This window comes from Parapedobacter soli, assembly GCF_025460835.1.
In the GTDB taxonomy this organism is placed as follows: domain Bacteria; phylum Bacteroidota; class Bacteroidia; order Sphingobacteriales; family Sphingobacteriaceae; genus Parapedobacter; species Parapedobacter soli.
On sequence record NZ_JAMXAY010000049.1, the window covers coordinates 24,568 to 34,373 of the forward strand.

Consider the following 9,806-nt stretch of genomic DNA (forward strand, 5'->3'; position numbering starts at 1 on the left):
ATGCGAGGAAAAGGTTATCTTTGCCCGCATGAACGAAAAACTGTTGGCCAGAAGCGGTGGCAAATGTGAACTCTGCAGAAATGATACGGAAGTGGTGGTGTATAACGTGCCACCCGACGACCGTTCGGACAATGAAATAGCGGTATGCCAGTCGTTGCTTGCCCAGATTGAGGGGCAGGAGCCGTTAAACGCCGAAGACTGGCGCTTCCTTCCCGAGGCCATGTGGAGTGAGGTACCTGCGGTGCAGGTGCTGGCGTGGCGGATGCTCAATCGACTGAAAGGTGAAAGCTGGGCGGCTGATGCCCTTGACATTCTTTACCTGGATGAAGATACATTGGCGTGGGCCGAAGCGGTGGCGGCGCCCGAAGAGCCGGGCGAAGTGGTGGTACATAAAGATGCATTCGGCAACATTTTGCAGAACGGAGATTCAGTGGTGCTCACCAAAACGCTTGATGTAAAAGGCAGTAGCATCAGTGCCAAGCTGGGTACGGTCGTTAGGAACATCCGATTGGTGGAAGATAACCCCGAACAGATTGAAGGCCGGGTAGAAGGCCAGCAGATCGTTATCCTCACCAAATTCTTGCGCAAGCAGGGTTAGCCGGTCTGAATTGTAATCATTATCCGGTGTACCAGCGCATCGCAATAGATGAGATTAAATTCAAATAAGTCCTCGGGCTGGTAGGCTTTGGCAATTTCCGACCGCAGCATGGCCTTGGCGCGCAACAGACGGACCTTGACATTGGGTTCGCTGATTCGCAGGAGTTCCGCGGTCTCTGCAACGCTATGTCCATTAGCCTCGCGTAACACAAAGACTTCCCGGTAGGAAAGTGGAATCCGGATAAGCGCTGATTCCAATATGTGGTTAAGCTCCCTGTTCATAACCGTATAATTAGTGTCCATCTTATTGCCCGCTGCAAATAGCGGGATAGGGTGGTCTTCCGGATGTTCCTGTAATTCCCATCCCGCTTGCCTGTGTTTTTTCTGATTTAATTGATAGCAGCCATTCAGCATGATGCGCGAAACCCATGTTTTGAAGGATGCGCGGTGTTCAAACTTCTGCAAGTGAAGGTAGGCGTTTACAAACGCTTCCTGCATCAGATCTTCCGTGTCTTCGTGGCTATACCGATAAGAACGGCCAATTTTGTACAGGTAACGGTCGTACCTGCGGATGATTATTTCGAATAGCGCCTTATTGCCCGCAAGGATCTGCTCAATCAGGAGATCATCGGGCATTTCTTTGTAAGTTTCCAAGAAGTGCCGCATAAAAACATGAATTTACTTGCCCACCCAATGGAGTATGCAATACTGCCAAAAGTTACAATTGGGCGCGAAATAAATGTTGTAACCGTTTGTACCGTCGACCACTCTATCCGGGTAGTAACTAAAATCAAAAATACAATGAAAAAAACAAAGAAAAAGTACGGTAGGTACGTAGCCTTGTCTGTTGCGCTCTCGTTGTTGGTTGGCACCATCGGCGTTGCCCAGGAATCAACCAAACTCTCAGACCCAGAAGTCGCCCATGTGGCGGTTGTCGCCAATCAGATCGATATCGACTACGCGACCATTGCCACAAAAAAGTCGAAGAACGCTGACATTCTGAAGTTTGCACAGACCATGGCAAATGATCATGAGGCCGTCATCAAGCAAGCTGCTGAGCTGGCCAAAAAGCTTGGTGTCACGCCCAAGGACAATGCCGTCAGCAAGCAATTGCTGGAAGATGCCAAGAAAAAGCAAAAGGAACTGAATGGCTATTCGCGTGCGGCATTTGATCAGGCTTATATCGATAACGAAGTAGCGTACCATAAAGCGGTAATCGGTGCCGTGGAGAACCTGTTAATCCCCGAGACAGATAATGGCGAGTTGAAAGCTTTATTGGAGAACGTCGTTCCGGCACTGAAGGCGCACCTAGCGCATGCTGAAATGGTTCAGAAAGAGTTGACGTCGAAGAAATGAACAGGTGGATTGGTGTGTTCGGCTGGTTCGCATTCGCGGTTGCCGCCGGATGGCTGGTCGGCGGTTGCCAACAGGTGCGGCACCAGGCTGCTGCGCGGGTTGATGTTTCACTTCGGCAGATGCAGTTCGCACCTACGGAGGTGCGTGTGCACGCAGGAGACACGGTGGTGTTTACCAATAATGACATCGTGACCCACGACGTTACCGAGGAGACGGCGAAATTGTGGACTTCGGGACCACTTGTCGTCGGCGAATCGTTCGCATTTGTTGCCCAGAAGGATGTCACCTATTACTGCAGCATCCATCCCATCATGAAAGGCAAGATCACCGTCGAATAGTAGAAGATACCTGTGCCACCTGCCCAATGGGCGACACAGGTATCTGTTTGTCGTGTTCCGTTATGTGCCCGTTAGCGGGTAGGGCTAAATCTGCTCCAATGTGTTTTGGTCATTGTCTGTTGAAACAATAAGACAACACCAGCTCACGGAAGGCCACATCATCGGCCTTGTCAAACTCCATATGGATAGGCACCATATACACCGGTAACCCGGCCAGTAAGCCCGAAACCGCCGGATCTAATAGCCGCTGGGCATCTTTTTCCGTGGTAAGGATCAATTTATGCGGATTTGGCATAGCCTCGAAGCGTTGAACAACGTTTTGGATATCTGCGGTGGAATAGTCGTGGTGGTCGGCATAACGCATGGGCACGATTTCCGACACTTGTGACGACACGTATTGGTAAAGCGGTAGGGGGTTGGCAATCCCCGTGAGAAGCAGTACGGATAAATCGCTGTTCAATGTACATACACCAGATTCCTCCACTCGTAAAGGCGTAAGAGATCCATAGCCGATGCCTGCGAAAAGGATAGGTGCACCGCTTCTACTTGATAACCGCTGGCGGATACGGTTTTTTTCGGCTTCCGTTGCATCGGTAGGCGTTTTGGTAACCACCATCACATCCGCACGTCTACGTTCTCGGAAACAATCGCGGTAATTGCCAGCGGGCAGCAGCCACGTCGGCTTGCTCATCGCTCGATAATCGAACAGCAGGATAGCCAGCCCCGGTCGTAATGCCCGGTGCTGGTAGGCATCGTCGAGAATGATGGTATCGTGACCGGTTTTAATTAATCGCGATACGCCATCCACGCGGTCTTCATCCACGGCTACCGTAATATCGGGAAACTTCCGCTTAAACTGGAGCGGTTCATCACCGGCGCGGCGGGCGGTATCAGCGGGCGTCACTTCCAGAAACCCTCGGGTTTGCCGCCCATAGCCGCGGCTTAGCGTGGCTAGGCGACCGCGTGAAGAAAGCAACCGGATGAGGTATTCCGTCATCGGGCTTTTCCCCGTTCCGCCCACGGCAAGATTGCCAACCACGATAATCTTGCGATCAAAAGACACGGACCGCAGCCACCCCCAATCGTATAACCGATTGCGTAGCCAAATCGCCAATCCGTAAAGCAATGAGAACGGCAGTAAGAGTGCCCTTAGATAAACCATTGCTGGCAAAAGTAATTCATTTTGCCTACATTCGTGGTCAAAAGCAGATGGATGTATTGGTCATTGCAGCAACGGAAGCGGAAATCAAACCGTTCCTAGGAGTGCCGGCGCAGCAACGGCAAGGGCTGGATACGCTGATTACAGGCGTGGGGATGGTAGCCACTGCCCTGGCATTGGGCGAGCGGCTCGCCGGAACTGCTTATGACCTGCTGCTCAATGTGGGCGTGGCAGGCAGCTTTGACCGCGCCATCCCGTTGGGTGAAGTGGTTTGGGTGGTTGAGGATACCTTTTCGGAACTGGGGATCGAAGACGGCGACCGGTTCATCGATAGCAAGGCAGCGGGGCTTGCGCCTTGCACATTTTGTAGCGAATACCGCCACGCGGCAGTCAATAAACTACGCCGATGCAAAGGGATTACCGTAAATACGGTGCATGGCGATGAACGTACTATCGGAAACGTTGTGGAGCGGCTGTCGCCCGATGTCGAAAGCATGGAGGGGGCAGCCGTATTCCAGGCGGCCCAGCATTTCGGCATACCCGCGCTCCAGGTGCGGGCTGTTTCCAACTATGTGGAGCGCCGCAATAAATCCAACTGGCAACTTGCGCAAGCTATCGGAAACCTCAATACCTGGCTGACGGAATTTGCGCAATTTTGACACACACGGGTTCAAAAATGTCGATTTTTTGTAGTAGGTTTGCGTGCTATATTTTTTTGATAACGATATACAGTCGACAACGATAAACAACCGATGAGAGAAATACAATTCAGAGAAGCGCTTCGTGAAGCGATGAACGAAGAGATGCGCAAAGACGAAAAGATTTTTTTGATGGGTGAGGAGGTAGCCGAATACAACGGAGCCTATAAGGTGAGCCAGGGGATGCTGGATGAGTTTGGCCCCAGGCGCGTTATTGATACGCCCATCTCCGAACTGGGATTTGCCGGTATCGGTATCGGTGCTGCCATGAACGGGCTGAAACCCATCATTGAGTTCATGACCTTCAACTTTTCATTGGTAGCCATCGATCAGGTAATAAACTCTGCCGCCAAAATGAATTCCATGAGTGGCGGGCAATTCCCCATTCCTATCGTGTTCCGCGGCCCTACGGGTAATGCCGGGCAGCTTGCTGCCCAGCACTCTCAGAATTTTGAGAACTGGTATGCCAATACCCCGGGACTGAAGGTGGTCGTACCGGCCAACCCCTATGATGCAAAGGGCTTGCTCAAACAGTCCATCATCGACCCCGATCCGGTTATCTTTATGGAGTCGGAAGTGATGTACGGCGATAAGGGCGAGGTGCCGGAAGAAGAATATTACCTTGAACTCGGCAAGGCACACACCGTAAAATCGGGCAATGACGTGACTGTCGTGACGTTCGGGAAAATGCTGCCCCGTGTGGTGGAACCTGCCGTAGCAGCGTTGACCAAAGAAGGAATCGACGTGGACCTCATCAACCTGCGCACGGTACGCCCCATCGATTATGGAGCAATCATCGATTCGGTGAAAAGGACTAACCGTCTGGTTATTGTAGAAGAAGCGTGGCCACTGGCATCCATCTCATCCGAAATTGCTTATAAAGTACAGCGCGATGCGTTTGATTACCTGGACGCACCCGTGGTGCGGATCACATCGGCTGATGTGCCCCTGCCTTATGCGCCTACGCTAATACAGGCCGCACTGCCCAATGTGGAGCGTGTGGTCAAGGCGGTAAAAGAAGTGATGTATATTAAGAAGTGACCGGATAACAACGATTACACAAAATACGGAGCCCGCTTTCAAACAAAAAGCGGGCTTTTTTGTTTTGTAACCGGAAAGGAGGCCAGGTTATGAATCTCATCCAAAAAATCGAATACTGGGGCGATGCCCACCACCCACGTTGGCTTGACATTATCCGGATTGGTCTGGGTATCGTTATTTTCCTGAAAGGCGGAATGTTTCTCGCCGACACGGAATCTCTGCGGCAGTTGATTGAAGACACCCATATCCAGGTCTACACTTGGGGGGCCGTACACTATGTCGCTTTCGCCCACCTTGTGGGCGGTATCCTTATCGCGTTGGGGTTGACCACGCGCCTGGCGGTGGCTTTCCAGCTGCCGGTGTTGTTTGTCGCCGTGTTTTTCGTCAACATCACCCGGGGGCTCACCTTCCTCAATTCCGAACTGTGGGTTTCGTTGGTGGTTTTGGCACTGCTCCTCGTTTTCCTCGTTGTCGGGTCGGGCCCCTATTCCCTCGATCATCAGCTAAAAACGACGAAAGGTTAGAAAAAACAGGCAGCGGGTGATTTGCATTTCCACACGACTTTGGCTAGATTTGCCTCACTAAGATTGGAAATGAACGAACAAACGAAGGCCATCCGCGAACAGGCCGACCGCTCTCCCTACCGGGAACATGCGGTACCCCTCTACCTTACATCCAGCTTTATTTTCGACGACGCCGAGCAGAGCCGGGCTATATTTGCTGAAGAAGAACAGGGAAATGTGTATTCCAGGTATTCAAACCCGAATACCACAGAGTTTATCAATAAAGTATGTGCTATGGAAGGCGCTGAAGCCGGCCTGGCGTTCTCATCGGGCATGGCGGCCGTGTTTGCATCGTTTGCAGCACTGCTCAAGAGCGGCGACCATATCGTATCCTGCCGGGCTATATTCGGCTCCACCCATCAACTGTTTACCAAACTGTTCCCCCGGTGGGGCATTACCACCACGTATGTGGATGCGGCCGCACCGGAAACGTGGGAAAAAGCCATCCAGCCCAATACACGGATGATTTTTCTCGAAACGCCGTCCAATCCCGGATTGGAACTGGTAGATCTGGAATGGCTGGGCAAATTCAAGGAAAAATATCCCGATATCATCCTCAACGTGGATAACTGCTTTGCCACGCCATACCTCCAGAAACCCATTCAGTATGGGTTTGACCTGGTGAGCCACTCGGCCACCAAGTACATGGATGGCCAGGGGCGTGTGCTCGGCGGTGTTGTGGTAGGCAAACAGGAACTGATTGATGAGCTGATGTTTTTCATTCGCCACACCGGCCCGTCGCTGGCACCATTCAACGCGTGGGTGTTGTCCAAAAGCCTCGAAACATTAGGGTTGCGTATGGATCGCCATTGCAGCAATGCATTGGCCGTCGCCGAAGCATTGGAAGCAAATTCCGAGGTGGAAACGGTGCGTTATCCGTTCCTGCCATCGCACCCGCAGTACGAACTTGCCAGGAAACAGATGAAAGCCGGTGGTGGAGTCGTGACCTTTGTCCTTAAAGGTGGATACGACCGGGCCAAGCGGTTCCTTGATGCATTGAACATGCTTTGTATTACGTCCAACCTGGGCGACTCACGAAGCATCGCCACGCACCCGGCATCCACCACCCACTCCAAGCTCACAGAAGCCGAACGGCTGCAACTGGGCATCCAGCCGGGCAGCATCCGGATATCGGTGGGACTGGAAGATGTAACCGATATTATCGGCGATATTGAACAGGCACTAACGAACAGTAAATCATGAATATTACGCTAAATAGAGTCAACGACGCCATTCATTTTGAAGGCACCAGCAATAGCACTTCAGTAAAGGTACATATTGATGGTTCGCCCGATATCGGTGGCGAAGGGCTGGGTGCGCGGCCCATGGAGCTGGTGTTGATGGCACTGGGCTCGTGCAGTGCGCTGGATCTGGTGAGTATCCTCAAAAAGCAGCGCCAGCAAATAGACGACATGCACATCAATGTGGAAGGTGAACGGCGGGACACCATACCCAACGTCTTTACGCGTATCCACATCTCGTTTACCCTTAAAGGCGCCATCGACCCCGTTAAAGCGGAAAAGGCGGCGGAACTCGCCGTAAAAAAATACTGTTCGGTACACGATATGCTTGCAGCCGGCGGTATCGACATCACCTATGATATAAAAGTAGGCTAGTTTTCAAAACCAGTTGCCCGTTAGGTTGTTGTACGTAAGTGAAGAACTTAACCTAGTTCAATGCCCGGTTGATGAACGGGGCTTACCTTTGTATCGAACTAGTTAAAAAAGATATTATGGCAACAACATGGAAATTAGACCCGACCCACTCTGAGGTCGCATTCAAAGTAAAACATTTGGTCATTACCACGGTTACCGGTTATTTCCGGTCGTTCGACGGAACGGTGGTAACTGAAAACGAGGATGACTTTACCACAGGTAAAGTTGATTTCACCATCGAGACTGGAAGTATCGACACCAACCAATCGCAGCGCGACGAGCACCTGAAATCAGCGGATTTCTTCGATGCGGCTAATCACCCGCAGCTGAAATTTACGTCAACCTCCATTGAGGAAAAAGGTGATGATGAGTTTGTCCTGCGGGGAGACCTTACCATCGGTGATGTTACGAAGCCTATAAAATTTGACGTAGAGTTCGGCGGCACGGTGACAGACGCATACGGTAATTTCAAGGCCGGGTTTGAAGTATCTGGCAAAATCAGCCGGAAGGAGTATAACCTCACTTGGAATGCGGTTACAGAGGCCGGAGCGATAGTGGTTAGCGATGATGTGAAAATCCAGGCAAGCGTACAGTTTGTAAAGCAATAAATCGACTATACACACTGTACTCGTAGCATCATAATAGGCTCATCAGCTTGACGTAGATGTCCAGCAGTTCTTCATCGCGTCGAATGATTAGCCTTACTCTCTTTTTGGCCGACATAAGCGCTTTTTTATATTGAATGAAATTCTGGTTGGCGTTGTTGTCTATCATGACAACAACGTCGCCTTCTTTTAGGCCTGCAGTATCGGCAGGCGACCCTTCTACAACGGAGCCAATGATAATACTGCCGTTCATGTAATACAGCTCCATGCCCGAATAGGAATACTCGAAAGGCTCGCGGTATAGCGAGTTCGGTTTGATGTGGATTTCGCGCCGTTGGTAATTGACAATGAGGTTGAACCGCTTAAGGAGCTGGTTGCCGATAAGTCCGCCGAGGTAAGGGTATGAAGTCACGTTGAACTCATCTTCGAATACCATGGTTGGAACATTCCGGAAACGGTACGGCCCCAGCCTGAAGTCCTTGACGAGTGTCATCTCCATATTCAGCTTTCCGCCCACGCCATGCGCCTCTATTGGGAACCGCTTCCGTTTTTTTCGAATGGCAGAGCTATCCGCCTCAAAATCTTCTGATAGGACCAATGAGAGCCCTGCGCCGATATCGAAAAGGAAGCGGGACTGGATCTTGCGGTAATCTTTGATCTGCGCACCCAGTACGGGCAACGTGCGTATAAATGGCCGGAGCAAATGCCCCCCACGCGGATATTTAATGGGCCCCTGCGAGCAGATTTCTATTTCGCTGTCGTCGTAATCGATCTTTAGGATGTAGCGGCTTAGTAAAGAATATCCGATTACGCCGTTTATCCGTACCCCATATACATACGATAGGAACTCATAATCATTGATGTGGAAGTTGAGGCTGTCTACCGTAAGGTCATTCAGCAGGAGCTGTTTGTTGTATAGGAATTTGGCCCGCCGAACCCCTGCGATTCCGCGGATATTGATGTCTGATTCCACCGGGTTGAGGTCGAGCATACTGGCAGTAGTGGAATCCAACGAGATCCCACTACTGCCGGTGTCCAGGATAAAAGTTAGCGTATCCGGTATCCCTACCAGTACGCCTTTGATGAGGATAACACTTTCAGCTACTAGCGAGAAGGGCACGGTAGTCAATGTTTGGGATGGCGGTGGGATAAACTCCTCCTGCGCCCGCACGTCCGGCAGCCGAAAGATGCCGGCAATCAATGTGAGGGTCAAAATTGGTAAGGCTTTCATAACGACGCCTTGTATTTGTCAACTCAAAGATACTGTTATTCTTCCGATAATCTAAATCTACCTCCTGTTTCCGAGTTTCGGCCTTAATCCGTCCCCGCTTCCTTAAGAATTCGCCTTCAGAGCAGCTACTACAACGTTTTCGTAAATTTAAACGTGTAAACGATTGCGCAACCGGGGCATTTTCTTTACGTTTGTTTAACTAATAAAAAACATATTATGATAAGAAAGATAACATTGGAGCAATGTACTGGTTGCTTAATCCAATACCCCCGCAGATCCGTTTAGCTATATTTTGAGTTAGAAATTGCCGTGATTTATCGTTCACGGGAATCTTATGTACTAATCAAAAGGGAAAGACATTAGTCGTTCCCTAAGCACTTGGAGGCTACCGCTTATATGCTAATGTAGTATGCCATGTGGTATTAAAAGAAATCGAATTATGAAAAACCCTATTAAAAATCAGTTTGTGATGTGCCGGTCCCGTACAATCGATAAAAGGATGGCGTTAATCAATTAAATTTTTTGGCTCTATGACGGATAGTGTGGGTAATCGAATTTTAGCT

General features: G+C 50.4%; 12 protein-coding genes. 9 read left to right on the forward strand and 3 right to left on the reverse strand.

Annotated elements, in window-relative coordinates; genetic code table 11:
- Window positions 1-28 precede the first annotated feature (28 nt).
- Window positions 29-598, forward strand: a complete 570-nt coding sequence (locus tag NGM62_RS17355) for a PhnA domain-containing protein (protein ID WP_262249549.1) — start codon at window positions 29-31, stop codon at window positions 596-598.
- Here NGM62_RS17355 and NGM62_RS17360 read toward each other — a convergent pair.
- Window positions 595-1,263 (reverse strand): sigma-70 family RNA polymerase sigma factor, encoded by a 669-nt coding sequence (locus NGM62_RS17360; RefSeq protein ID WP_262249550.1) that lies wholly within the window; start codon window positions 1,261-1,263, stop codon window positions 595-597. The genes NGM62_RS17355 and NGM62_RS17360 overlap by 4 nt on opposite strands.
- Window positions 1,264-1,398: 135 nt before the next feature.
- Here NGM62_RS17360 and NGM62_RS17365 point away from each other — a divergent pair, with 135 nt between their 5' ends.
- Together NGM62_RS17365 and NGM62_RS17370 are read left to right on the forward strand one after the other, a co-directional pair.
- Window positions 1,399-1,953 (forward strand): DUF4142 domain-containing protein, encoded by a 555-nt coding sequence (locus NGM62_RS17365; RefSeq protein ID WP_262249551.1) that lies wholly within the window; start codon window positions 1,399-1,401, stop codon window positions 1,951-1,953.
- Window positions 1,950-2,291 (forward strand): plastocyanin/azurin family copper-binding protein, encoded by a 342-nt coding sequence (locus NGM62_RS17370; RefSeq protein ID WP_262249552.1) that lies wholly within the window; start codon window positions 1,950-1,952, stop codon window positions 2,289-2,291. Before NGM62_RS17365 ends, NGM62_RS17370 begins: the two co-directional genes overlap by 4 nt.
- Window positions 2,292-2,400: 109 nt before the next feature.
- On the opposite strand, the gene lpxK is transcribed toward NGM62_RS17370, so the two are convergent.
- A complete protein-coding gene (lpxK, locus tag NGM62_RS17375; RefSeq protein WP_262249553.1) occupies window positions 2,401-3,453 on the reverse strand; it encodes a tetraacyldisaccharide 4'-kinase in 1,053 nt (350 codons plus the stop codon).
- 47 nt (window positions 3,454-3,500) lie between these two features.
- Between lpxK and mqnB the strand changes: the two genes are divergently transcribed.
- The 6 genes from mqnB to NGM62_RS17405 all read left to right on the forward strand — a co-directional run bounded on the left by mqnB (window position 3,501) and on the right by NGM62_RS17405 (window position 8,015).
- Window positions 3,501-4,109 carry a futalosine hydrolase gene (mqnB, locus tag NGM62_RS17380; RefSeq protein ID WP_262249554.1) on the forward strand — a complete coding sequence of 203 codons (609 nt, stop codon included), beginning with the start codon at window positions 3,501-3,503 and terminating at the stop codon, window positions 4,107-4,109.
- Window positions 4,110-4,202: 93 nt separating this feature from the next.
- Entirely contained in the window at window positions 4,203-5,189 is a 987-nt protein-coding gene (locus NGM62_RS17385) for a pyruvate dehydrogenase complex E1 component subunit beta (RefSeq protein WP_262249555.1), read from the forward strand.
- Window positions 5,190-5,278: 89 nt separating this feature from the next.
- Complete coding sequence (locus NGM62_RS17390; RefSeq protein ID WP_262249556.1) at window positions 5,279-5,713, forward strand: DoxX family protein; 435 nt, start codon at window positions 5,279-5,281, stop codon at window positions 5,711-5,713.
- A gap of 69 nt (window positions 5,714-5,782) precedes the next feature.
- The gene (locus tag NGM62_RS17395) at window positions 5,783-6,955 is read left to right on the forward strand and encodes a trans-sulfuration enzyme family protein (RefSeq protein WP_262249557.1); all 1,173 of its coding nucleotides are present in this window, start codon (window positions 5,783-5,785) and stop codon (window positions 6,953-6,955) included.
- Window positions 6,952-7,368 (forward strand): OsmC family protein, encoded by a 417-nt coding sequence (locus tag NGM62_RS17400; RefSeq protein ID WP_262249558.1) that lies wholly within the window; start codon window positions 6,952-6,954, stop codon window positions 7,366-7,368. The genes NGM62_RS17395 and NGM62_RS17400 overlap by 4 nt, the downstream gene beginning before the upstream one ends.
- Window positions 7,369-7,484: 116 nt before the next feature.
- Window positions 7,485-8,015 carry a YceI family protein gene (locus NGM62_RS17405; protein WP_262249559.1) on the forward strand — a complete coding sequence of 177 codons (531 nt, stop codon included), beginning with the start codon at window positions 7,485-7,487 and terminating at the stop codon, window positions 8,013-8,015.
- A 28-nt stretch (window positions 8,016-8,043) separates the two neighbouring features.
- On the opposite strand, the gene NGM62_RS17410 is transcribed toward NGM62_RS17405, so the two are convergent.
- Window positions 8,044-9,243 (reverse strand): aspartyl protease family protein, encoded by a 1,200-nt coding sequence (locus NGM62_RS17410; protein ID WP_262249560.1) that lies wholly within the window; start codon window positions 9,241-9,243, stop codon window positions 8,044-8,046.
- Between the last annotated feature and the right edge of the window lie 563 nt (window positions 9,244-9,806).

Excerpts from the sequence above, each read along its gene's own strand:
- NGM62_RS17390 (WP_262249556.1), top strand. The coding sequence starts at position 5,279 with ATGAATCTCATCCAAAAAATCGAATACTGGGGCGATGCCCACCACCCA.
- NGM62_RS17370 (WP_262249552.1), top strand. The coding sequence starts at position 1,950 with ATGAACAGGTGGATTGGTGTGTTCGGCTGGTTCGCATTCGCGGTTGCC.
- mqnB (WP_262249554.1), top strand. The coding sequence starts at position 3,501 with ATGGATGTATTGGTCATTGCAGCAACGGAAGCGGAAATCAAACCGTTC.
- NGM62_RS17395 (WP_262249557.1), top strand. The coding sequence starts at position 5,783 with ATGAACGAACAAACGAAGGCCATCCGCGAACAGGCCGACCGCTCTCCC.
- lpxK (WP_262249553.1), bottom strand. The coding sequence starts at position 3,453 with ATGGTTTATCTAAGGGCACTCTTACTGCCGTTCTCATTGCTTTACGGA.
- NGM62_RS17385 (WP_262249555.1), top strand. The coding sequence starts at position 4,203 with ATGAGAGAAATACAATTCAGAGAAGCGCTTCGTGAAGCGATGAACGAA.
- NGM62_RS17405 (WP_262249559.1), top strand. The coding sequence starts at position 7,485 with ATGGCAACAACATGGAAATTAGACCCGACCCACTCTGAGGTCGCATTC.
- NGM62_RS17355 (WP_262249549.1), top strand. The coding sequence starts at position 29 with ATGAACGAAAAACTGTTGGCCAGAAGCGGTGGCAAATGTGAACTCTGC.
- NGM62_RS17365 (WP_262249551.1), top strand. The coding sequence starts at position 1,399 with ATGAAAAAAACAAAGAAAAAGTACGGTAGGTACGTAGCCTTGTCTGTT.
- NGM62_RS17400 (WP_262249558.1), top strand. The coding sequence starts at position 6,952 with ATGAATATTACGCTAAATAGAGTCAACGACGCCATTCATTTTGAAGGC.
- NGM62_RS17360 (WP_262249550.1), bottom strand. The coding sequence starts at position 1,263 with ATGCGGCACTTCTTGGAAACTTACAAAGAAATGCCCGATGATCTCCTG.
- NGM62_RS17410 (WP_262249560.1), bottom strand. The coding sequence starts at position 9,243 with ATGAAAGCCTTACCAATTTTGACCCTCACATTGATTGCCGGCATCTTT.